The following is a 24,216-nucleotide window of genomic DNA, read 5'->3' as shown; positions in this document are numbered from 1 at the left end:
AAGTCGTATTTTGATTAGATGCCCGCTGGTTAATTAACTAAAAATAACAAGGAGAAATATGATTAAAGAAAAAAAATCATTGAAGAATTCAACTTCTTCAAGACGTAAGTTCTTTAAGACTGCTGCTAAAGCCGGTGCTGTAGCTGCAGCAACAGTTGCTATGCCAAACATCGCAACTGCTGGTTCTCACGCTAAAGTATTAAAGATGCAAGCTGCATGGCCATCAGGAGCAAACATCTTTTTTGAAATGGCAGGAGACTATTGTAAAATGGTAGAGGAGATGTCTGGTGGTTCACTTAAGATTGATCTTCAACCAGTTGGTGCAGTTGTAAAAACTTCTGAAATCGGACAAGCTGTAAGTTCAGGTGTAGTAGATATGGGTCACTGGGTGACTGCATACTGGTACGGAAAAAATGCAGCAGCTTCTTTATTCGGAACTGGTCCATCATACGGAATGTCATCTCAAGAAGTAATGGGATGGATGGAGTACGGTGGAGGTAGAAAACTGTACGATGAAACTTTAGCAAAAGTAGGTTTCGATTACATCGGTTTCTTCCATATGCCAATGCCTGCTCAGCCTTTTGGTTGGTTCAAAAAGAACGTAACTAAAGTATCTGATGTAAAAGGTATGAAGTACAGAACAGTTGGTCTTGCAACTAACGTTCTTACAGCAATGGGAATGGTAGTTAGACAATTACCAGGTGGTGAAATCCAACCAGCAATGAAAACTGGTTTGATTGAAGCTGCTGAGTTTAACAACCCAACTTCAGACTCTCAGTTTGGTATGCAAGACGTTTCTAAGCATTATCACTTAGGAAGTTTCCACCAATCACAAGAGATGTTTGAAATACCGGTTAACAAAAAAACATACAACAGTTTATCACCTGCACACCAAGCAATATTGAAAAATGCTGCTTATGCTGCAAACAGTGATAACTACTTTAAAGCTCTTGTAAGATACTCAGCTGACTTAGCTAAGTTAATGAACGAGCATAAGGTAAATGTTTACCAAACATCGGACGAGATCCTAGCTGAGCAATTAAAAGGTTGGGATAAAGTAATTGGTGATTTCAATGCGAAAGATCCATTCTTTAAGAAGATCGTTGATTCTCAAAAAGCTTACGCTAAGAGAGTAATGAAATACTTACTAATGAATCAGCCGAACTACAAACTTGCGTACGAAAATGAGTTTGGTCCAATTGGAAAAGTTAAACTGTAATTAGTTTAATTTAAATTGATTTAAAGGGGGGCTTTGTGCCCCCCTTTTTTATTTGATTATTAGTTACAATACATTATTAATTGTTCATTATGATGAGATCCTACATTAAATTTGCTGATCGATTGAGTGTTTCAATGGGAAAAGCATTTTCATGGTGTATTGTTATTTTAATGGGTGGAACTTGTTACGAAGTATTCATGGCTTATGCTTTGAATGCACCCACATTATGGAATTTTGATTTCAGTCTTCAAATGTACGGAGCAATATTTATGATGGCTGGAGCTTACACACTTTGTACAGAAGCGCATGTAAGAGGAGATGTAATTTACAGATTGTTTTCTCAAAGAACGCAAGCATGGATCGACTTAGTGTTATATTTTATTTTCTTTTTTCCAGGTGTTCTAGCTCTAGCATTTTATGGTTATGAATACGCTGCTTTAGCTTGGAAAATTAAAGAGACAAGCTGGAATAGTCCAGCACAAATACAAATTTATATGGCAAAATCATTAATACCTTTATCTGGTGCTCTTTTATCTATTCAAGGATTAAGTGAGGTATTTAGGTGCATAATTTGCATACAAACAGGTTCTTGGCCAGAAAGAAATGCTCAAGGCGATGCAGAGGAAACAGAAAAAATTTTAATGAGAACTTCTCAAGAAGGAAACAAAGAAGATGTTATTTAGTTTAACAAATCCAGAGATTGCAATCATGATGATGGGACTGTTTTTGTTTGCAGTTCTATTGGGCTTTCCTATTGCTTTTACATTAATGGCTATGGGTTTAGGTTTTGGATATTACGCATATTTTGATCCAACTAAAATGGAACATTTATTTGATAATAGAATATTTCAACTTTTTGTTCAAAACACATACACTGTGATGGATAATAACGTTTTAACAGCGGTCCCCTTATTTTTATTTATGGGTTATCTTGTTGAACGTGCAGGTATTGTAGCTAAATTATTTTTTGCAATAAGATTAGCATCACATAGATTACCAGCTTCAATGGCGGTAGCAGCATTAATTACATGTGCTCTGTTTTCAACAGCCACTGGTATCATAGGTGCTGTCGTAACTTTAATGGGATTATTAGCTTGGCCAGCAATGGTTAAAGCTGGTTATGACAAAAAATTTGCATCAGGAATTATTTGTTCAGGTGGATGTCTTGGTATTTTAATTCCACCAAGCATTATGTTAATTGTTTATTCGGTAATTGCTCAATTGTCTCCACTAAGATTATTTGCAGCAGCCATCTTTCCAGGCTTAATGTTAGCTGGACTTTATATAGTTTATGCTGTCACTAGAGCTTATTTAAATCCTTCAATAGCTCCAAAACCAAAAGCTGAGGAAATACCACCAACAGCAGTAATTATGAAAGAAGTTTTGGTTTCTTTCTTACCATTATTTTCATTAATTATATTAGTTTTAGGAACTATCTTGGCAGGTATTGCAACTCCGGCAGAAGCAGCAGCGGTAGGTGCATTCGGTTCATTAGTTCTTTCTTATTTTTATAAAACTTTAAAATGGAAAAACTTTAAAGAGTCTGTATTTTTAACTGCAAAAACAACAGCTATGATTATGTGGCTGTTTATTGGATCTTGGACTTTTGCATCAGTATTTTCATATTTAGGAGGCCATGAAGTTTTTGAACATTTCTTTAAATCTCTTAACTTACAACCTTGGCAATTCTTAATTATTACTCAATTGATTATATTTTTATTAGGATGGCCTCTAGAGTGGACAGAAATTTTAATTATCTTTGTGCCTATATTTTTACCATTAGTAGAATTTTTTGGAGTAAATCCATATTTCTTTGCAATGTTAATTGCACTGAATCTTCAAACTTCATTTTTAACACCACCCATGGCCATGTCTGCGTATTATCTGAAAGGTGTACAATCAAAAAATGTAGAATTGATGGAAATATTTAGTGGAATTATGCCATTCTTAGCAATTGTTATTTTTGCTATGGTGTTGATGTATATTTTCCCAGGTATTGCTTTATGGTTACCAGAAACTTTATTTGCAAATTAATTTTTAATTAGATGTCAGAGATTATTTCTTTAAGCTTAGAGCAGCTAGCAACCAAAATAAAGGATGCACAATTATCATCAGTCGATGTTTGTAAGGCTTTTATAGAAAGAATTGAAAAATTTGAAAAAGATATAAAAGCTTGGGCTCATTTTGATAAAAAAGTTTTATTAGAAAAGGCTGAAGAAGCCGACGAACATAGAAGATCAGGAAAACCTTTGGGATCTCTTCATGGTGTACCTGTTGCAGTAAAAGATATTATTGGAACAATTGACATGCCCACAGAGTGTGGCACTGTTATTAGAAAAGGTAAGTCTTATTCTCAAAATGCAGAAATAATTGATATGTTGCATTCAGCTGGTGCTTTAGTGATGGGAAAAACTGCAACATCAGAACTTGCTTTTCTAGGACCACCAGCGACAACCAATCCTCATGATAATTCAAGGACACCAGGAGGCTCTTCAAGTGGTTCAGCTGCAGCCGTTGCTTCTTTTATGGCACCAGTTTCAATTGGATCTCAAACAGGAGGTTCAATAATTAGACCTGCATCTTATTGTGGCGTCGTCGGTTATAAACCAACTTACGGTTTAATTTCACGTAATGGCGTTCTAAGAACTTCGTATAATCTTGATCATATGGGAGTGTTTGGAAGATCCGTAGAAGATGTTGCTATGCTTGCAAAGGTACTAATTAAAAAAGATAAATATGATCCTGCAACAATTCATTATTCTGCTGATAATTTTGTAGAAGAGACAAAAAAAGGACCATTGTTTGAACCAAAATTTATTTTTTATAAAACTGAATATTGGAAATTGATTGATAAAAAATCTAAAGGTGCATTTGAATATTTTATTAAATCATTCTCAAAAAATATTGAGGTGTTTGATACTCCTTCTTATTTTAAAGATATCCATAAATATCATCAAATAATACATGAAACAGACTTAGCAAATAATTTTTTTGTTTATTATAAAAAATTTAAAAAGAAACTTTCAAAATACATGCAAGATGCAATAGCAAATGGAAATAAACATTCCGCTAAAGAATATGCAGAAGCTATAGATTTTATGAAAAGAAGTTATGAGTCTTACCAAGAAGTTTTTGAAGATTATCATGGAGTACTTTCACCATCTAGTCCAGGTGTTGCGCCCAAAGGACTTAAGAGTACTGGAACTGCTGAGTTTAATAAAGTTTGGTCTTACATGGGCACACCATGTATATCTCTTCCTTTACTTGAGGGAGAAAATAACTTACCATTAGGAGTACAAATAATTGGTGATAAGTATGATGATCACCGGTTTTTAGGAGTAGCAAACTGGTTAGAAAAGGAGTGTAAAGAATAATTATGAATAAAATAACAACTATAATTGGGCTATCTTTTGCAATTTTTTTTCTAATTGGATTAGCGACCACACTTACTAGATCAATGATGATTGGTTTTTTAGATGTTTTGCCAGTTTATATTCTGATGGGTGTTGCTATCATTATGATGGTTTACGAAGCTTTTTTTGACAAGAAATAAATCTCTCCAAATTGACAGAAAGAAATAAAAATTTATTTGGTTATTTCTTACTTTTGATTCAACCCATTTTTATGGCAAGTAATCTTGTTGTTGCAAGAGGTGGCGTGGAATATGTTCCTCCCCTGTCACTTGCTTTTTGGAGGTGGGTAACTGTTTTTGTTATATTGCTCCCTTTTACTTTTTCAGCATTAACTAAAAACTTAGAAATAATTAAAAAAGAATATAAACAATTATTTTTTCTAGGTGCAATGGGATGTGGTGTATGTGGAGCTTTCCCTTTTTTAGCAGGCAAAACTACTACGATAACAAATATGGGAATTATTTATACTTCATCACCAGTATTTATAATTATAATTTCTTTTTTCTTTTTTAATGAAAAAATAAATTTGACAAAATTTATTGGTTTAGTCTCATGTTTAACTGGTGTGTTTGCAATCATTATAAAAGGGGATGTGAATCTTTTATTAAGTTTAAAATTTACAATAGGAGATCTTTGGATGTTAGGTGCCGCAATAGGATGGGCTCTTTATTCTATATACTTATTTTATTGGAGAACAGATTTAAAAATTTTTCAAAGATTTACCCTTGTAGCTTTTTTTGGAGCATTAAGCTTAATGCCATTTTATTTAATTGAACAATTTATTTTTGAGCCCACATTATTTAATTACAAATTTTTTACTTGGGTAATTTTTGCTGCTATATCACCAGGAATTATAGCGTTTACCTTATATACAATGGCTCAAAAAAGATTAGGAGCATCTATAACTGGATTTACATTGTATATTTTTACAGTTTATGGTGCTGTATATGGATATTTTTTATTTAATGAAGAATTTGAATTTTATCATTTGATTGGAACTGTGCTGGTATTTTTTGGGGTATTTTTAGCAAAAAGAAAAAATGAAAAAAAAAATTAAGGATATTTTCTTGTATTTTTTAATTGCGATACCAACAGTATATATTTTGCTCTTACTTTTTCTTTATTTTTATCAAAGAAATTTATTATATCACCCTAATGAGAATAATTACTTTGGCGATAATCTAAAAATAGAAGTAGATAAAATTAAGATAAAAACTTCAGATAATTTGGATCTTAATGCTTGGTATTATGAAAAAGACAAAAATAAATTTAAAACTTTATTATTTTTTCATGGAAATGCTGGGTTATTAGAAAATAGAATTTACAAATTGAATGCATTGGATAAGTTAGATTTGAATATTCTATTAATAGCATGGAGGGGATTTAGTGGAAATGAAGGAAACCCAAACGAAAAGGGTTTATATGAAGATGGCAAAAGTGCAATTAATTGGCTATTAAAGAATGGAGTTGAGGAAAGAAATATAGTTCTTTATGGAGAGTCATTAGGAACTGGCATTGCAACTCATCTTGCACAAAAAAGAGATTTTGCAGGTGTTATTCTTGAAACACCATTTACTTCTATGATAGATGCAGCAAGAACATTTTATCCATATGTTCCAGTAAATATTTTACTTAAAGATAGATATGAAAATAAAAATAAAATAACAAACATAAGTTCACCAATACTCATTATGCATGGAGAAATAGATAATATAGTTCCATTTCATATGGGAAAAAAATTATTTGAAATAGCTAACGAGCCAAAAACATTTTATTCAACCAAAACAGACAATCATATGATGGAATATGATGATAAATTAATAAATGAGTTAGATATTTTTATAAAAAGCTTAAATTAATTTATTTGTTGTTTGTAAATGCTTCAGCAAATTTTTCAGAATCAAATATTTGTAGGTCATCTTCTTTTTCACCTAAGCCCAAGGCAATTATTGGAAGTTTAAACTTTTTAGATACTGCTAGTAGTATTCCACCTTTTGCAGTTCCATCTAACTTTGTCATCACTAAACCTGTAACTGGAATAATTTTATTAAATTCTTCCACTTGATTAATTACATTTTGTCCAGAAGTTGCATCTAGAACAAGGATAACTTCATGCGGAGCATCGCCTTCAACTTTTTTTACTACATTTGCAATTTTTTTGTATTCTTCCATTAAATTTTTTTTATTTTGCAGTCTTCCTGCAGTATCAATGATTGTTTGATTAAAATTATTATTTTTTGATTGTTCAACCGCTTTGTAAGCAACTGAAGCAGGATCAGAACCTTGAGAAGATTTTAATATCTCAACATTAATTTTTTTTGCCCAATTATCTAATTGTTCTATTGCTGCAGCTCTAAAAGTATCTGAGGCTGCTAACATTACCTTGTTATCTTTTTCTTTAAAAATTTTGCTTAATTTTCCAATTGTAGTTGTTTTGCCTACACCATTAACACCTGAAATTAAAATTACATTTAAGTGATCTTTTTTTTCAAAGAAGTTTCGTTTTTCTAAAGGTTGCATCAAGTCAATAATGTATCCTTTTAAAATTAAATTAATTTCTGAGGCAATTTCTTTATTAGGATCTATTTTTTTTTTAGAAATAATTTCTTTAATTTCAGATGCCGCAACAGTTCCAACATCTGATGAAATCAAATAATCTTCAACTTGATTAAGAATTTCATCATTGATTTCCTTTTTAATAACTATTTCTTTGAGACCAGATGAAAAAGCTTCTGCACTTTTTTTAAAACCGTTTTTAAATTTTTCAAATATACCCATTAAATTTTAATATTTATCTCTTTAATATCTGAGACAGAACCTTTCATGTGAATACTTTCTTTTTCGTCAATTAGAATAGATAGTTTTCCACTTGCAAACTCAATATCTGTATTGTTTCCAGTTAATTGATTTATTTTACCAGCATAAGCGGTTGCACAAGCTGCCGTACCACAGGCTTTTGTAAGACCAGCGCCTCTTTCCCAAACATTAACTTTTATATGATCATTATTAATTTTTTGAGCAATAGTAACATTACATTTTTCTGGAAATAGTTCAGAGTTTTCAATTGCTGGACCAATCTTTTTAATTTCAAAATTTAAAATATCTTCAACAAAAAAAATAACATGCGGGTTACCAACATTAACTGCAGTGCCACCAATAAAATCATTTCCTTTTTTATCAGATATTTTTATCTGTAAGTCTTTGGTATTTAAATTTTTCGATAAGGGAATCTCATTCCATTTAAGTTTAGGTGTACCAATTTCAGTACTTACAAGTCGATCTCCTAAAATTTTTGAAATTAAATCACCTGAAGATGTTGTTAGGATTATTGTTTCCTTTTTATTTTCTTTATTCAAAAACTCAGCAATACATCTTGTTCCGTTACCACAAGCTCCAGATACACTTCCATCTGAATTATAGAAAATTAGTGATGCATCAGTGTTTTGATTTTTTTTTAAAACAATAAGTTGATCACAGCCGATATATTCACGATCACAAATTTTAATTATTTGATCATTAGAAAGTTTAATTTCTTCTGTTCTAGCGTCTATAATTACAAAATCATTACCTAAACCATCCATTTTGTAAGCTTTAATGTTCATATATCTTATTTAACTTATTTATTGACTTTTTGAACCTCTATTATAATTTGCAGCAGTTTCCGCAAAAACGTTTAATTTGCGGTGTCTTTGGAAACAAAGAGATCGACACTAGTCAGCGAGGGTTCGCACACTAGTGCGATTACTGCTGTGCGTTGTAAATATGTTTGAAAACTTAACAAATAAATTTGAAGAAATATTTTCTTCACTGAAAAAAGCTCCTTCACTTGATGAGAAACAAGTAGATGAAGGATTAAGAAGCATTAGGCAAGCTTTATTAGAAGCCGATGTTTCTTTAGAGGTAGCAAAACAATTTGTAGAAACTGTTAAACCTAAAGCTTTAGGTCAAGAAATTATAAGATCCACATCTCCGGGAGATATGGTTGTTAAGATTGTATATGATGAATTGGTAAACTTTCTTGGAGACAGCAATCAAGATCTTAATTTAAATGCGGTTCCACCCGTGCCTATGATGCTAGTAGGTTTACAGGGATCAGGTAAAACAACTACTACAGCAAAATTAGCGAAATTTATTGAGTTAAATAAGAAGAAAAAAGTAATGATGGTCAGTTTAGATATTTACAGACCAGCTGCGCAAGAACAATTAAAAACTCTTGGTGAACAAAACAATATATTAACCTTACCAATAATTGAGGGTCAGCAACCTGCAGATATTTGTAGAAGAGCTATAAGCGCAGCAAACCTTAATGGGGCAGAAGTTATCTTATTTGATACAGCAGGACGAACTCAAATAGACCTTCAAATGATGAGCGAGATTAAACAAATTGAAAGTATCATTAACCCGACAGAAACAATTTTAGTTGCAGATTCACTTACGGGTCAAGTTGCAGCTTCTGTTGCAAAAGAATTTAAAAACACAGTTAATCTTTCTGGAATAATTTTAACAAGAGCTGATGGTGATGCGAGAGGTGGTGCTGCTGTTAGTATGAAATTCATATCTCAAGTTCCGATTAAGTTTTTAGGTATTGGGGAAAAAATAGATAATTTTGAAGCATTTCATCCTGATCGTATTGCAAACAGAATTCTTGGTATGGGAGATATTGTTTCTCTTGTGGAAAAAGCTGCTCAAGATCTAGGTGAAGAAAATTTAAAAAAAGCTGAAGAAAATTTAAAAAAAGGCCAATTCTCAATGGAAGATTATTTATCACAATTGAGACAAATGAAAAAAATGGGTGGTATTGAAGGAATAATGTCTTTTATGCCTGGAGTATCTAAAATGAAATCACAAATGGATGCTGCTGGTGTAGATGAAAGTATTATAACAAAGAATGAAGCTATAATTTTATCCATGACAAAAAAAGAAAGAGAGAATCCTAAAATAATTAATGGTTCTCGAAAAAAAAGAATTGCTAATGGTTCTGGAACTGATCCAGCCACTATCAATAAGTTGCTCAAGCAATTTAAAATGATGTCTGAAATGATGAAAAAGATGTCAAAAGGAAATCTGAAAGGAATGTCTGATAAAGGAATTCCACCAGAATTATTTAATCAATTAAAACAATAAAGGAGAATAAATGTTAAAACTTAGATTATCTAGAGGGGGTACAAAAAAAAGACCTGTTTATAAAGTTGTTGTAGCAGACAGTCGATTCCCAAGAGATGGAAGATTTATTGAAAAAGTGGGATTTTTTAATCCTCTTCTTCCAAAAGAAAAAAAGGAGAGAGTAGGTTTAGAGGCTGAAAGAATTAAGTATTGGCTTGGTCAAGGTGCAAAACCAACTACGAGAGTTGCAAGAATTTTAGGTGAAAACGAATTAATGCCTATGCCTGCAAATGGAAATAATCCTCAAAAGGCAGTTCCAAAAAAAGAGAGAAAAAAAGAAGGTGAGTCAGCAGAAGCTCCTAAAGCAGATGCAGCACCAGCAGCAGCAGAAGCTCCAAAAGAAGAAGCTCCTAAAGCAGATGCAGCACCAGCAGCAGCAGAAGCTCCAAAAGAAGAAGCTCCTAAAGCAGATGCAGCACCAGCAGCTGAGGAAAAAAAATAAACAGTTAAAATTATATGTGGCAAGCTCAAATATTTACGCTTTACCCAGAATATTTTCCAGGACCCTTATCAAAGGGACTTTATGGAAAAGCTATGTCGAAAAAAATATGGGACCTTAAAGTTGTAAACATTAGAGATTATGCAACTGATAAACATAAAACTGTTGATGATACCCCGTATGGTGGAGGTTCAGGCATGTTGATGAAACCAGATATTCTTGCAAAATCGATAGATGAAAACAAAGTTAAAGATGAAAGAATATTTTATCTTTCACCTAAAGGTAAATTGTTTGATCAAAAATTTGCCAAAGATCTTTCTAAAGAAAAATCTATTTCAATAATTTGTGGACATTTTGAAGGTGTAGATGAAAGAATTCTTTCAACCAGAAAAATTGAAGAAATTAGTTTGGGAGATTTTGTTTTATCTGGTGGAGAAACAGCAGCGTATGTAGTTCTAGATAGTGTTTTAAGATTATTACCTGGTGTTCTAGGCAACGACCAATCCATTAATGATGAAAGCTTTGAAAATGGGCTTTTGGAGTATCCTCAATATACAAAACCACCAATTTGGGAGGAAAAATCAGTGCCAAATGTCTTATTATCTGGAGATCACGCTAAAATTAAAGACTGGCGTTTATCTCAATCTGAGGCTATAACACGCGTCCGAAGACCAGATTTGTGGGAAAAATATAACAAAAAAAATTAAACCGAGTATTAAAAAATGAAAACGATTGAAGAGATAAACCAAAGTAAAGTTAAACAAATTCTTTCTGAAAAGAAAATCCCAGCTTTTTATCCAGGTGATGTAGTTAAGGTTGGAGTAAGAATAACAGAAGGTAAGAAAGAAAGAATTCAATACTTTGAAGGTGTTTGTATTGCTAAAAAAAGTAGAGACATTAACTCTTCATTTACTGTTAGGAAGATATCTTTTGGTGAGGGTGTTGAAAGAACATTCCCATTATATGGTCCAGTAATTGACTCAATTACAGTTATTAGATCAGGTAAAGTAAGAAGAGCAAAGTTATATTATTTAAGAGAGAGAACTGGTAAATCAGCAAGGATTGCAGAGAAGATTAGAAAGAACATTGGTATAGATGTTGAAACAAAACCGGAGACTGTTACTGAAGAAAACGTTTCTCCTCCTGTAGTAGAGTCAGAGACTCCTACAAAAGAGGCAACGGAAGCTGTTAAAGCAGAAGCTCCAGCTAAACCAGAAGCAAAAGAAGCTAGCTCTGAACCTGAAGCAAAAACGGAAAGCACAGAAGAAAAAAAATAATTTTTTCTAAATGGCCCAAACACTATACGATAAAATTTGGAATGATCATCTCGTTGATATTCAAGATGATGGAACTGCTTTACTATTTGTTGATAGACATTTGGTTCATGAAGTTACAAGTCCACAAGCTTTTGAAGGCTTAAGAAACTCAAAAAGACAAGTAAGACATTCAGCTTTAACATTAGCTGTTGCAGATCACAATGTCCCTACAACTGATAGGACTAAAGGAATTGCAGATGAAGATTCAAAAATTCAAGTCGAAACGTTAGAGAAAAATTGTAAAGAATTTGGAGTACAGTTGTTTGGTATGGATGATAAAAGACAAGGTATTGTTCATATAATTGGTCCTGAACAAGGTTTTACTCAACCTGGTACTGTAATTGTTTGTGGTGACAGTCATACAGCAACACATGGCGCATTTGGTGCATTAGCTTTTGGTATAGGGACTTCAGAAGTAGAGCATGTTTTAGCCACACAAACTTTAGTTCAAAAAAAAGCAAAAAATTTTAGAATTAATGTAAATGGAAAATTACCTTTAGGAGTAACTTCTAAAGATGTAATTTTGCAAATAATTGGAAAGATAGGTACAGCAGGTGGGACTGGTTGCGTAGTAGAATATTCAGGAGATTTAATAAGTTCTTTGAGTGTTGAACAAAGAATGACAATTTGCAATATGACAATTGAAGGCGGTGCAAGAGCTGGTTTAATTGCGCCAGACCAAAAAATATTTGATTATTTAAAGGGAAAACCAATGTCTCCAACTGGAGATGATTGGAATAAAGCAGTCGAGTATTGGGAAAAATTAAAGTCTGATGAAGGAGCATCTTTTGATAAAGAAATCAATCTTGATGCGAATGAAATTAAACCAATGATTACTTGGGGAACATCACCACAAGATGTAATTACAATAGATGGAAAAGTTCCAAACCCAAATAATGAAAAAGACGAAGATAAAAAAAGCTCAATAGAAAGAGCTTTAAAATACATGGGATTAAAACCAGACATGTCAGCAACAGATATAAAAATAGATAAGGTTTTTATCGGGAGTTGTACTAATGGTCGAATTGAAGATTTGAGAGAAGCGGCCAAGATTTTAAAAGATAAGAAAAAAGCTAGTCACGTTCACGCAATGGTAGTTCCAGGATCTGGATTAGTAAAAGAGCAAGCAGAACAAGAGGGATTAGACAAAATATTCATAAATTCTGGATTTGAATGGAGAGAGCCGGGTTGCTCAATGTGTTTAGCGATGAATGCAGATAAATTGAAACCAGAAGAAAGATGCGCATCTACTTCAAACAGAAATTTTGAAGGTAGACAAGGCAGAGGTGGAAGAACACATTTAGTTAGTCCAGGTATGGCTGCCGCTGCAGCAATCTCAGGAAATCTTGATGATGTTAGAAAGTTTAAGAATTAATGCAAAAATTTAATAAATTAAAAAGCATACCTGCATATTTGCCAATTGTGAATATCGATACAGATATGATTATTCCAAAACAATTTTTAAAGACAATAAAAAGAACAGGTCTTGGAAAAAATTTATTTTTTGAAATGAGATATGATGAAAATGGAACAAAGATAGATGATTTTATTTTAAATAAAAATCCTCACGATAATTCAAAAATATTGATAGCTGGTAAAAACTTTGGATGTGGTTCTTCAAGAGAACATGCTCCTTGGGCATTATTAGATTTTGGAATTACTTGTGTGATTAGTTCAAGCTTCGCTGATATATTTTATAATAACTGTTTTAAAAATGGGATTCTCCCAATAATTGTTGAGGAAGAAAAAATTAAAGAATTATCAGAATATTCAAATAGACAAGAGGAGATTTCGATAAACCTTGAAGGAGAAAAAATAATTTATGGAAACAATGAGATTAAATTCGAAATTGATCCATTTAAAAAAAAATGTTTATTAGAAGGTCTTGATGATATTGCTCTATCTTTAAAGAAATCAGAAAAAATAGAAACTTTTGAAAAAAATTTGAAAAAGCAAAAACCTTGGATTTTTAATGATTAAAGTAAAAAAAAGAAAAATTCTTCTGCTAGCTGGAGATGGTATCGGTCCAGAAGTTACTGGGGAAGTAAAAAAAATTATAAATTGGTTTAACTCAAAGAAGTCACTTGATTTTGAAATAGATGAGGATCTTGCTGGAGGTTGTTCTTATGACAAACATGGAACTCCTTTAACAGACGAAGTTTTCTATAAAGCTCAAGAAAGTGCTGTAGTGATGTTAGGAGCTGTGGGTGGACCTAAATGGGATAATATAGAATTCTCAAAAAAACCAGAAAGAGCATTATTAAAATTACGAAAAGAATTAAAGCTATTTGCTAACTTAAGACCTGCAATATGTTTTAAACAACTGGTTGATGCATCAACGTTAAAACCAGAAATAGTTTCAGGGCTAGACATTATGATTGTGAGAGAGCTTACTGGTGGGATTTACTTTGGAGAACCAAGAGGAATTAAACCAATAGAAAATGGAGAGAGAAAAGGAATTAATACTCATACTTATACAAGTAGTGAAATAACAAGAGTTGCAAGAATTGCCTTTGATCTAGCAAGGAAGAGATCAAATAAAGTTACATCTTGTGAAAAATCAAATGTGATGGAAGCAGGACAGCTTTGGAAAGAAGAAGTTCAAACACTACATGATAATGAATATAAAGATGTTGAACTCAGTCATATGCTTGCGGATAATTGCGCAATGCAATTACTAAGATATCCAAAACAATTTGATGTAATTGTAACTGATAATTTATTTGGTGATATGCTTTCAGATCAAGCATCAATGTTAACAGGTTCCTTAGGATTATTACCGTCAGCATCATTAGGTGCAAAAAATAAAGATGGAGAAATGAGAGCTATGTACGAACCAATTCATGGTTCTGCGCCTGATATTGCTGGAAAAGGAATAGCAAACCCAATTGCAACAATATTAAGTTTTGCTATGGCATTAAGATATTCATTAGACCTAGATAAAGAGGCAGACTCACTAGAAAATGCAGTTCAAGAAGTGTTAAATGACGGATTAAGGACTAAAGATATTTTATCTGAAGGAACCAAGGAAGTTTCTACTTCTCAAATGGGTGACGCGATAATTTCGAAATTGAATTAATTAATTATTTCACTTAAACTTTCCATATGCCAAGTTATACAGCACCAGTTGAAGATATGATGTTTCTTTATGAAAAATTAAGAAACAATAAAAATTATAATGAACTCGAAAAATATAAAGAAGTAAGTTCTGATTTAGTTAGAGATATTTTGGAAGAGGCAGCAAAAATTAACCAAAATATAATTTTACCACTTGCAAAAGCAGGTGATGAAAATCCAACTGTGCTAGAAAATGGAGTGGTTAGAACACCTCCTGGATATAAAGAAGCTTATCAAAAATATATAGAAGATGGTTGGACTTCACTTTCTTGTGATCCAAAATATGGAGGTCAAGGAATGCCAAAAACGGTAAGTGCCTTTTTTGATGAAATGTTATCTTCATCAAGTTTATCATTTAAACTTTACAGCGAACTAAGTATTGGAGCTTACAATTGTATAAATCATCATGCATCTGATGAGATGAAAAATAAATATTTACCAAAAATTGTTGAGGGTAAATGGAGTGGGACTATGTGCTTGACAGAACCAGTATGTGGAACTGATCTTGGTCTTTTAAAAACAAAAGCTGTAGAACAAGGCAATGGTACTTATAAAATAAGTGGACAAAAAATTTTTATTACATCAGGGGATCATGATTTAACTGAAAATATAATTCATTTAGTTTTAGCAAGAGTTAGTGATTCACCAGCAGGAACAAAAGGAATAAGTTTATTTTTAGTACCAAAATTTATTGTTAAGGAAGATGGTTCGGTTGGTCAAAGAAATGGAATTTCAACAGGATCTATTGAGAGTAAAATGGGGATTAAAGGTTCTGCCACATGTGTATTAAATTTTGATGAAGCTGAAGGTTACATGATTGGACAGAAGGACAAAGGTTTAAATGCAATGTTTACTATGATGAATTTAGAAAGAATTGTAGTTGGTATCCAGGGATTAGGAATTTCTGAAATTGCATATCAAAATTCGTTAGCATATGCGAAAGAAAGAAAACAAGGAAAAACAAATAATACTAAATCAACAAATGGTGCAGACTTCATTATTGAACATGCTGATATCAGGAGATCTTTATTGAATATGAAATCGATAATCGAGGGAGAGAGAGCTTTATGTTTTTGGTTATCCCAACAAACAGAAGTAAGTTTGTATCACGAAGATAAGAGTATTAAACAAAAAGCCTTAAATTATGTTTCACTTATGACACCAGTTGTAAAATCTTTATTTACCGATTTAGGGATGGAAATAACAAATGATGCAATGCAGATATTTGGTGGATATGGCTATACAAAAGACCAGGGTATCGAGCAACTTTACAGAGATAATAGGATTACTCCAATTTACGAAGGTACTAATTCTGTTCAGGCAGCTGATTTAGTTTTTAGAAAATTAGTTAATAAAAATGGAGATATTATTGATGACTACCTTAAAATGATTGAGGAAGAATGTTCATCATCAGATACAAAAATTAAACCTTTTGTTGAAGATTTAAAAAATTCTCTGACTGATCTTAAAGAATTTACTTCTTGGATAAAAGATAAAATAAAAAATCAAAAAGATGATGCTAGTGCAGCTTGTAATGATTATTTAAAAGCTTTAGGTTATGTTTCAGTTGCATTCGCATGGATTAAAGTTCTTGAGGTTTCTTTTAGAGACTACGATGAAAATAAGAAATTTCATGAAGAAAAAATTCAAACTGCTCAGTTTTATTTTAATAGAGTTTTACCAAGAGCCGAAAGTCACTTTAAAAGCGTCAAGACTGGAAGTGATTATATAATGAAATTCAACTTTAATTAATATGAGCAATTACGACCAAAATTTAGATAAAAATGATGCAAATTTTGTTCCTTTAACTCCTCTGACTTTTTTAGAAAGAGCAAAAGATATTTACCCAAATTATGAAGCCTTGGTTTATGAAAACAGAAGTTATACTTGGAGTGATGTTTATAGAAGGTGTACTAAGTTTGCGAGTGCTCTAGAAAAAATAGGTATTGGATTAGGAGATACCGTTTCCGTAATGGCTATGAATACCCCTGAAATTTTTGAAGCTCATTACTCTGTTCCAATGACGGGTGCAATATTAAATACAATAAACGTTAGATTAGATGCTAAGACTGTACAATATATACTTGAGCACAGTGAAGCCAAAGTATTTATTGTAGATAGACAATTTCATTCTGTGATTTCAAAAGTAATGGAACACTTAAAAAAAAAGCCAATAATAATTGATATCCAAGATAATTTTGCGGATCAAAGTTTATTAAAGAAAATTGGGGAACATGAATATGAAGATTTTTTAAATACTGGGGATGACAATTACATTTGGAAAAGACCAAAAGATGAATGGCAAGCCATTTCTTTAAATTATACCTCAGGTACAACCGGAAATCCAAAAGGTGTAGTATATCATCATAGAGGATCATATTTAATGTCAACAGGAAGTGCTGTTGCTTGGAATATGCCAAACAGATTAAGTTTTTTAACAATAGTTCCAATGTTTCATTGTAATGGTTGGGGATATCCGTGGACAATTCCAATGCTGAATGGAAAAACAGTTTGCTTAAGAAACATAGATGTAAAAAAAATTTTTGAATTAATTATTAAGCATAAAGTTACTCATTTTGGAGGAGCGCCAATAGTTTTAAATATGATAACAGGTGCATCAGAAAAAGATCAAAAAAAACTAGAACATAAAGTTTATGTGCTTACAGCTGGAGCTCCACCTCCAAGTATAATATTTAAAAAAATGGAGGCATTAGGTTTTGAGGTGATGCATGTTTATGGTCTTACAGAAACATACGGTCATGTTTCACAATGTGCATGGAATGATGAATGGAATTCATTTGATGAGGATAAAAAAAATGAAATTAAAGCAAGACAAGGTGTTAGATATCCGAATACAGAAGATATTAAAGTTATGAACCCAGAAAATATGGAACCCGTACCACAAGATGGAAAAACTATGGGTGAAATTATGATTAGAGGAAATGTTGTTATGAAGGGATATTTTAAAGATAAAGGAGCCACTGATAAAGCGATGGCTGGAGGTTGGTTTCACTCTGGAGATTTAGCAGTAGTTCATCCTGATGGTTATATAAAAATTCAAGATAGATCTAAAGATATAATAATTTCAGGAGGTGAAAACATTTCTTCTATTGAAATTGAAAATACTTTATCCAAACATCCAGCAGTATCAATCGCAGCAGTTGTTGCAAAACCTGATGAAAAATGGGGCGAAGTTCCAGCTGCCTTTATAGAAAAAGTTAAAGATAAAGATGTAACTGATAAAGAATTAATGGATTTTTGTAGAGAAACGTTAGCTGGATTTAAAATTCCAAAATACATCGAATTTTGTGAATTACCAAAAACATCAACTGGAAAAATTCAGAAATTTGAACTGAGAAAAAAATTTTAGGTTTATTCTTGATTTTTGAAATAGAAAATAAAAAAATACATGCATCAGATGCAGGGCAAGGAATAAATCCTAGTAAAGAAACTATAGTTTTTTTACATGGTAGTGGCTTGTCACATATAGTTTGGTCTTTATCTGAACAATTTTTTTCAAATAAAAATTTTAATGTATTATCAATTGATTTACCTGGTCATGGAAATTCTGAGGGACCATGTTTAAAAACAATAGAAGAGATTGCTGAATGGTTAGAAATTTTTTTTTCAAAATTGAAATTAGAAAAAATTAATCTTATTGGGCATTCTCAAGGATGCCTAGAAATTTTAGAATATGCTTCTAAATATTCTGAGAGAATAAATAAGATTATTTTTGTTGGAGGCTCATACAAAATGCCAGTTCATGCTGATTTGATAAATCTTGCTGAAAGTGGGGACTCTGATGCCGTCAAGTTAATGATGAAATGGGGATACGAAGGTTCAAAAAAATTTATTGGTGGGAACCCAGTAGAAAGAATAATTAAATCTCCAAGAGATATAAGTGAAATATTAGCTGTAGATTTAAAAGCATGTAATACTTATTCGAATGGCTTAAATGCAGCAAATACAATTAAAAACCCAACCTTATTAATTTTTGGAAAATTAGATAAAATGGTAAATCTAGATAATGGGCATAAATTTGCTGAACTTATTAAAGATAGTTCAACACATATTATAGAAAATTGTGGTCATATGATTATGATTGAAAAAGCTTTTGAAATGAGAGACAAGATCCTAGAATTTCTAAATAAATGAAAAACTACTTAATAGCAAAATCAAGAAGACTTAGAAGCACTCCTTATACTTCTAGAATAGAAAAACAAGGAGTTACAGCTTATACAGTTTATAATCACATGCTATTACCAGCAGCTTTTGGTTCATTGGAAGAATCATGTGATCACTTAAAAAAAGATGTTCAAGTTTGGGATGTTGCAGCTGAGAGACAAGTAGAAATAGTTGGAAAGGATGCGGCAAAATTAGTTCAGCTAATGACTTGTAGAGATTTGTCTAAATCTAAAATTGGTCGTTGTTATTATTGTCCTATAATTGATGAAAATGGGAAAATGGTTAATGATCCTGTTGTACTAAAACTTGATGAAAATAGATTTTGGATATCAATAGCAGACTCCGATGTAATATTTTTTGCAAAAGGTCTTGCTCATGGACACAAATTTGATGTTAACATCTTTGAACCTAATGTAGATATTATTGCAGTACAAGGTCCAAAATCTTTTGCTTTAATGGAAAAAATTTTTGGGAAGAAAATTTTAGATTTAAAATTTTTTGGATTTGATTTTTATGATTTTCAAGGAACGAAACATTTAATAGCAAGATCAGGTTGGTCAAAGCAAGGTGGTTTTGAAATTTATGTAGAAAATACCTCTTCTGGAGTAGAGTTATATGACCAATTATTTGAGAAAGGAAAAGATTTAAATGTAAAAGCTGGTTGTCCAAATTTGATTGAGAGAATTGAAAGTGGATTATTATCGTATGGAAATGATTTTGATAATAATGACAATCCTTATGAGTGTGGTTTTGAAAAATACGTAAATATAGATAGTGATATTGAGTTTTTAGGAAAAGAAAAATTAAAGGAAATTAAATCAAAAGGAATAGAAAGAAAATTAATGGGCGTAATTTTAGATTTGGAAAAACTTTCAATAACCAAATCACTTGATATTTATGAAAATGAAAAAAAAATTGGTGATTTAAGATCTGCATGTTTTTCACCTCATTTTGAAAAAGTAATAGGCATAGCTATGATTAGCGAACCCTTTTGCAAGGCATCACAAACTGTTTACCTTAATATTGATGATAAAAAAGTTTCTGGAAAAGTTTGTGATTTGCCATTCATCTAGTATAAACCTCAATTATTATGAATATTGCAATTGTAGGAGCAACGGGTAATGTTGGAAGAAAAGTACTTGAGGTACTTGAGAGAAAAGACTTACCTTTTTCACAAACCTATTTAGTTGCCTCTCCTAGAAGTGCTGGTTCAAAAATTAACTTCAAAGGTAAAGATATTGTTGTTGAAAATTTAGAAACTTTTGATTTTTCAAAAGCTAAAATAACTTTTTTTGCAGCTGGTGGAAAAATCTCAGAAACTTATGCACCAAAAGCTGCTGAACATAGTTTTGTAATTGATAACTCAAGTTTTTTTAGAATGGATCCAGACGTTCCTTTGATAGTACCCCAGGTTAATGCAGATGATCTAAAAAATATAAAAAAAAATATTATAGCAAATCCAAACTGCTCTACTGCGCAATTAGTTTTACCTTTAAAACCAATTCATGACTTATTTAAGATAAAAAGAATAATTGTTGCAACTTACCAATCTGTATCTGGTGGTGGTAAAGGGCCAATGGATGAATTAATTGAACAAACAAAATTATCTTTAGAAAATAAAGAAATTAATTCTAAAAATTTTACAAAACAAATTTCATTTAATTTAATTCCTCATATTGATGTATTTTCTGATGATGGTTACACAAAAGAAGAACTTAAGATGACTAACGAAACTAAAAAAATACTAGATCCAAATATTGAATTATCCGCGACATGTGTGAGAGTACCAGTATTAGTCTCACATTCTGAAGCCGTAAATTTAGAATTAGAAAAAAATTTTACGATTGATCAAATTAGAGAATGTCTAGAAAAAATGGAAGGTTGCAAAGTTATAGATGATAGAAATGATGGAGGATATTCAACACCTCTTGAAGCAGCAGGAAAAGATGAAACTTTTATTTCTAGAATACGTGAAGATAAAACAAAAAAGAATTGCTTAAATATGTGGGTTGTATCAGATAATTTATTAAGAGGGGCGGCCTTAAATGCAGTAGAAATTGCTGAAACATTAATTAAAAATAATTTCTATGGAAAATAAAAGACCTTTATCTCCCCATATCCAAATTTATAGATGGCACATATCTTCGTTGGTTTCTATTTCACACAGAATAACTGGCATTATAAATATAATAGCAATATCATTAATTTGTATTTTAGCATGTACATTGATGTTAGGTGAAGACAGCTATAAAATTATAGACACATTTTTCAATTCTGTTTTTGGAAAATTTATTATTTTAGGTATGACTTGGTCTTTCAGTTTTCAAATATTAAGTGAGATAAGACACCTTGCTATGGACTTAGGTTATGGTTTTGAACTTAAAACTACAAAAATTACAGGCCTTATTGTGATTATTGGTTCAGTAATTTTAACAATATCATTTTATTTAATTGGGAAGAATTTACTTTAATGATTAGTGCTACAAAAAAATGGTTATTTTTAAAAATAAGTGGGGCACTTTTAGTTCCATTAATGATTTGGTTTATCTTAAGTTTTATATCAATTTATGACCAAGGTTATTTTGAATTGATTAATTTTTTTTCAAAAGGAATTTCAGGTTTTATCTTTAGTATTTTCATAATTATAGCTTTTTTCTTCTCAGCTATAAGTATTAGTGAGGTTTTTGAGGACTATATTGGAGATGAGAAAATAAAAAATGTCGCAAACAAGCTTTTATATTTGTCAGCAGTAGTAATTCCTTTAATTACAATTATATTAATAAATAACATATGAGTTCATACGAAATTATAGATCATCAATATGATGTAGTTGTTTTAGGTGCTGGTGGTTCAGGTTTAAGAGCTGCAGTAGGTTTAAGTGAGGCAGGTCTTAAAACTGCATGTATTTCAAAAGTGTTTCCAACAAGAAGTCATACTTCAGCCGCACAAGGTGGTATTTCTGCTGCGTTAGGAAATATGGGTGAAGATGACTGGAGATGGCACATGTATGATACGGTTAAAGGGGCTGATTGGTTGGGTGATCAAGATAGTATTGAATACTTATGTAAAGAAGCACCAAAAGCAGTGATTGAGTTAGAAAAGTATGGAGTGCCGTTTAGTAGAACAGAGGACGGAAAGATCTATCAAAGACCTTTCGGTGGAATGACAAAAAATTATGGTAATGGAATTGTTCAAAGAACATGCGCAGCTGCTGATAGAACAGGACATGCAATTTTACATACACTATATGGACAAGCACTTAAGCATAAGACAGAATTTTTTATTGAATATTTTGCATTAGATCTATTGATGAAAGATGGACAATGCAAAGGACTTATTGCATGGAACTTAAATGACGGAACTATTCATAGATTTAGAGCTCATACAGTAATTATTGCAACAGGTGGATATGGAAAAGTTTATTATTCTGCAACATCAGCTCACACATGTACTGGTGATGGAAATGCAATGGTATTAAGAGCAGGTCTACCACTTCAAGATATGGAGTTTGTACAATTTCATCCAACAGGAATTTATGGGCATGGAACACTAATTACCGAAGGTGCAAGAGGTGAAGGTGGTTATCTTACAAATTCTAAAGGTGAAAGATTTATGGAGCGATATGCTCCAAAAGCAAAAGATCTTGCCTCAAGAGATGTTGTAAGTAGATCAATGTCTATCGAAATTAACGAGGGAAGAGGTGTTGGTAAAGATCAAGATCATGTTCACTTAAATTTAAGTCATTTAGATAAAGATATTATAGAAAGTAGACTGCCAGGAATTACTGATGCTGCAAGACTATTTGCAGATGTTGATGTAACTAAGGAACCAATCCCAGTAGTACCAACAGTTCATTATAACATGGGTGGAATACCAACAAACTACAAGGGTGAAGTATTAACTGTTAATGGTTCAGAAAAAACAGTTCCAGGTTTGATGGCAATTGGTGAAGCCGCATGTGTTTCAGTTCATGGTGCTAACAGATTAGGGTCAAACTCTTTAATTGATTTGGTTGTTTTTGGAAGAGCAGCAGCAAAGAGAGCAGCTGAAGTAGTTAAGCCAGGCGCACCTCATGAAGAAATTCCAGAGTCAGAAACACAAAAGTGTTTAGATAGATTTGATAAATTAAGAAATGCAGATGGAGATACAGGTACTGCAGAACTAAGATTGGCAATGCAAAAAACAATGCAATCAAAATGTGCGGTATTCAGAACTGATAAATCTTTAAAAGAAGGTGTTGATGAAATTAGAAAAACTTATGATGGGTTAGATTCTATTTCAGTTAAAGATAAATCATTAATATTTAATACAGATTTAGTTGAAACCCTTGAATTTGATAATTTAATTAGACAAGCAGTAACAACAGTTGACTCAGCTTATAATAGAAAAGAAAGTCGAGGCGCCCACGCTAGAGAAGATTATCCCAAAAGAGATGATGAAAACTTTATGCAACATACATTGATTTGGTGCGATGGTAAGGATACAAAAATTTCATATAGACCAGTTCATAAAACAACATTAACAAATGAAGTACAATATTTCCCACCACAGGAAAGAGTGTATTAATGGTTCAGATCAATTTACCAGAAAATTCAAAAGTTAAAAAAGGTAAATATTTTAAAGATAAAACTGGCTCTAAAAATCTAAGAAAAGTAAATGTTTATAGATGGGATCCCTCAACTGGAGAAAATCCTAGAGTAGATACTTATGAAGTTGATATGGATAACTGCCCTTCAAAAGTTCTTGATGTTTTAAATAAAATTAAAAATGAAATTGATCCAACACTAGCTTACAGAAGATCTTGTGCTCACGGCGTTTGTGGTTCTTGCGCAATGAATATGGGTGGAAAAAATGGATTGGCATGCACAACACCTCATGCAGAAATTGATGGTGATATTGATATTTATCCCTTACCACATCTCAAAGTTAAAAGAGATTTAATTGGTGATTTAGATGATCTTTATAATCAATATCAATCTATAGAACCCTGGTTGCAATCTAATTCAAAATCAGAGTCAAAGGAAATTTTTCAATCTCAAAAAGACAGAGAAAAACTTGATGGTGCCTATGAATGCATAATGTGCGCATGTTGTTCAACATCGTGTCCTAGTTATTGGTGGAATGGTGATAAATATTTAGGACCTGCAGTATTACTTCAGGCGTATAGATGGATAGTTGATAGTAGAGACGAGGAAAGAGAGAAAAGATTAAAAAAAGTTGCAGACGAACTAAAATTATATAGATGCCATACAATTTTAAACTGCACTAATGCTTGTCCAAAAGGTTTAAATCCAGCAAAGGCTATTGCGGAAATTAAAAAAATGCTAGCTACCGCTAACATATAATTAATAGACTATTAAAGTT

At 31.9% G+C, this 24,216-nt stretch carries 25 protein-coding genes; 23 read left to right on the top strand and 2 right to left on the bottom strand.

The window, feature by feature from the left end; all coding sequences use genetic code 11:
- Positions 1-58 precede the first annotated feature (58 nt).
- The 7 genes from ACTT9U_RS02095 (at position 59) to ACTT9U_RS02065 (ending at position 6,491) form a co-directional block, all read left to right on the top strand.
- Positions 59-1,219 carry a TRAP transporter substrate-binding protein gene (locus tag ACTT9U_RS02095; RefSeq protein ID WP_440931540.1) on the top strand — a complete coding sequence of 387 codons (1,161 nt, stop codon included), beginning with the start codon at positions 59-61 and terminating at the stop codon, positions 1,217-1,219.
- 92 nt (positions 1,220-1,311) lie between these two features.
- Positions 1,312-1,902, top strand: coding sequence for a TRAP transporter small permease subunit (locus tag ACTT9U_RS02090; RefSeq protein ID WP_440931825.1), 591 nt, complete (start codon positions 1,312-1,314; stop codon positions 1,900-1,902).
- Positions 1,892-3,253 carry a TRAP transporter large permease gene (locus ACTT9U_RS02085; protein WP_440931539.1) on the top strand — a complete coding sequence of 454 codons (1,362 nt, stop codon included), beginning with the start codon at positions 1,892-1,894 and terminating at the stop codon, positions 3,251-3,253. Before ACTT9U_RS02090 ends, ACTT9U_RS02085 begins: the two co-directional genes overlap by 11 nt.
- A gap of 11 nt (positions 3,254-3,264) precedes the next feature.
- Entirely contained in the window at positions 3,265-4,593 is a 1,329-nt protein-coding gene (locus ACTT9U_RS02080) for an amidase (RefSeq protein WP_440931538.1), read from the top strand.
- A gap of 2 nt (positions 4,594-4,595) precedes the next feature.
- The gene (locus ACTT9U_RS02075) at positions 4,596-4,772 is read left to right on the top strand and encodes a hypothetical protein (RefSeq protein WP_440931537.1); all 177 of its coding nucleotides are present in this window, start codon (positions 4,596-4,598) and stop codon (positions 4,770-4,772) included.
- A gap of 11 nt (positions 4,773-4,783) precedes the next feature.
- Positions 4,784-5,689, top strand: a complete 906-nt coding sequence (locus ACTT9U_RS02070; RefSeq protein ID WP_440931536.1) for a DMT family transporter — start codon at positions 4,784-4,786, stop codon at positions 5,687-5,689.
- Complete coding sequence (locus tag ACTT9U_RS02065) at positions 5,673-6,491, top strand: alpha/beta hydrolase (protein ID WP_440931535.1); 819 nt, start codon at positions 5,673-5,675, stop codon at positions 6,489-6,491. Before ACTT9U_RS02070 ends, ACTT9U_RS02065 begins: the two co-directional genes overlap by 17 nt.
- Before the next feature lies 1 nt (position 6,492).
- Here the strand turns inward: ACTT9U_RS02065 and ftsY are convergent, their stop codons facing one another.
- Positions 6,493-7,410, bottom strand: a complete 918-nt coding sequence (ftsY, locus tag ACTT9U_RS02060; RefSeq protein WP_440931534.1) for a signal recognition particle-docking protein FtsY — start codon at positions 7,408-7,410, stop codon at positions 6,493-6,495.
- On the bottom strand, positions 7,410-8,234 hold the full coding sequence (gene dapF / locus ACTT9U_RS02055) for a diaminopimelate epimerase (protein ID WP_440931533.1): 825 nt from the start codon (positions 8,232-8,234) through the stop codon (positions 7,410-7,412). Before dapF ends, ftsY begins: the two co-directional genes overlap by 1 nt.
- Positions 8,235-8,394: 160 nt before the next feature.
- Between dapF and ffh the strand changes: the two genes are divergently transcribed.
- From ffh to ACTT9U_RS01975, 16 genes are read left to right on the top strand one after another with little or no spacing between them, the layout of a single operon-like run.
- Positions 8,395-9,756 (top strand): signal recognition particle protein, encoded by a 1,362-nt coding sequence (ffh, locus tag ACTT9U_RS02050; protein ID WP_440931532.1) that lies wholly within the window; start codon positions 8,395-8,397, stop codon positions 9,754-9,756.
- Positions 9,757-9,766: 10 nt separating this feature from the next.
- The gene (rpsP, locus tag ACTT9U_RS02045; protein ID WP_440931531.1) at positions 9,767-10,237 is read left to right on the top strand and encodes a 30S ribosomal protein S16; all 471 of its coding nucleotides are present in this window, start codon (positions 9,767-9,769) and stop codon (positions 10,235-10,237) included.
- A gap of 14 nt (positions 10,238-10,251) precedes the next feature.
- On the top strand, positions 10,252-10,941 hold the full coding sequence (gene trmD, locus ACTT9U_RS02040; RefSeq protein WP_440931530.1) for a tRNA (guanosine(37)-N1)-methyltransferase TrmD: 690 nt from the start codon (positions 10,252-10,254) through the stop codon (positions 10,939-10,941).
- A gap of 15 nt (positions 10,942-10,956) precedes the next feature.
- Positions 10,957-11,511 (top strand): 50S ribosomal protein L19, encoded by a 555-nt coding sequence (gene rplS / locus ACTT9U_RS02035; RefSeq protein ID WP_440931529.1) that lies wholly within the window; start codon positions 10,957-10,959, stop codon positions 11,509-11,511.
- Positions 11,512-11,521: 10 nt separating this feature from the next.
- Positions 11,522-12,925 (top strand): 3-isopropylmalate dehydratase large subunit, encoded by a 1,404-nt coding sequence (gene leuC / locus ACTT9U_RS02030; RefSeq protein ID WP_440931528.1) that lies wholly within the window; start codon positions 11,522-11,524, stop codon positions 12,923-12,925.
- The gene (leuD, locus tag ACTT9U_RS02025) at positions 12,925-13,530 is read left to right on the top strand and encodes a 3-isopropylmalate dehydratase small subunit (protein ID WP_440931527.1); all 606 of its coding nucleotides are present in this window, start codon (positions 12,925-12,927) and stop codon (positions 13,528-13,530) included. Before leuC ends, leuD begins: the two co-directional genes overlap by 1 nt.
- Positions 13,523-14,629, top strand: a complete 1,107-nt coding sequence (gene leuB / locus ACTT9U_RS02020; RefSeq protein WP_440931526.1) for a 3-isopropylmalate dehydrogenase — start codon at positions 13,523-13,525, stop codon at positions 14,627-14,629. Before leuD ends, leuB begins: the two co-directional genes overlap by 8 nt.
- A gap of 26 nt (positions 14,630-14,655) precedes the next feature.
- Entirely contained in the window at positions 14,656-16,419 is a 1,764-nt protein-coding gene (locus tag ACTT9U_RS02015) for an acyl-CoA dehydrogenase C-terminal domain-containing protein (RefSeq protein WP_440931525.1), read from the top strand.
- Position 16,420: 1 nt separating this feature from the next.
- On the top strand, positions 16,421-18,037 hold the full coding sequence (locus ACTT9U_RS02010; protein ID WP_440931524.1) for a long-chain-fatty-acid--CoA ligase: 1,617 nt from the start codon (positions 16,421-16,423) through the stop codon (positions 18,035-18,037).
- A gap of 8 nt (positions 18,038-18,045) precedes the next feature.
- Positions 18,046-18,822 carry an alpha/beta fold hydrolase gene (locus ACTT9U_RS02005; RefSeq protein WP_440931523.1) on the top strand — a complete coding sequence of 259 codons (777 nt, stop codon included), beginning with the start codon at positions 18,046-18,048 and terminating at the stop codon, positions 18,820-18,822.
- Positions 18,819-19,925, top strand: coding sequence for a dimethylsulfoniopropionate demethylase (locus ACTT9U_RS02000; RefSeq protein WP_440931522.1), 1,107 nt, complete (start codon positions 18,819-18,821; stop codon positions 19,923-19,925). Before ACTT9U_RS02005 ends, ACTT9U_RS02000 begins: the two co-directional genes overlap by 4 nt.
- Before the next feature lie 17 nt (positions 19,926-19,942).
- On the top strand, positions 19,943-20,950 hold the full coding sequence (locus tag ACTT9U_RS01995; protein ID WP_440931521.1) for an aspartate-semialdehyde dehydrogenase: 1,008 nt from the start codon (positions 19,943-19,945) through the stop codon (positions 20,948-20,950).
- Positions 20,940-21,323: a succinate dehydrogenase, cytochrome b556 subunit gene (sdhC, locus tag ACTT9U_RS01990; RefSeq protein WP_440931520.1), complete on the top strand. Its 384-nt coding sequence runs from the start codon at positions 20,940-20,942 to the stop codon at positions 21,321-21,323. The genes ACTT9U_RS01995 and sdhC overlap by 11 nt, the downstream gene beginning before the upstream one ends.
- A complete protein-coding gene (sdhD, locus tag ACTT9U_RS01985) occupies positions 21,323-21,646 on the top strand; it encodes a succinate dehydrogenase, hydrophobic membrane anchor protein (protein WP_440931519.1) in 324 nt (107 codons plus the stop codon). Before sdhC ends, sdhD begins: the two co-directional genes overlap by 1 nt.
- Positions 21,643-23,418, top strand: coding sequence for a succinate dehydrogenase flavoprotein subunit (gene sdhA, locus ACTT9U_RS01980; protein WP_440931518.1), 1,776 nt, complete (start codon positions 21,643-21,645; stop codon positions 23,416-23,418). The genes sdhD and sdhA overlap by 4 nt, the downstream gene beginning before the upstream one ends.
- A complete protein-coding gene (locus ACTT9U_RS01975; RefSeq protein ID WP_440931517.1) occupies positions 23,418-24,197 on the top strand; it encodes a succinate dehydrogenase iron-sulfur subunit in 780 nt (259 codons plus the stop codon). Before sdhA ends, ACTT9U_RS01975 begins: the two co-directional genes overlap by 1 nt.
- Positions 24,198-24,216 lie beyond the last annotated feature (19 nt).

The organism is Candidatus Pelagibacter sp. (assembly GCF_052049975.1).
Taxonomy (GTDB): Bacteria; Pseudomonadota; Alphaproteobacteria; order Pelagibacterales; family Pelagibacteraceae; genus Pelagibacter.
Note: the sequence above shows the minus strand (reverse complement) of the source record. Positions and strands in the feature narration are given on the sequence as shown.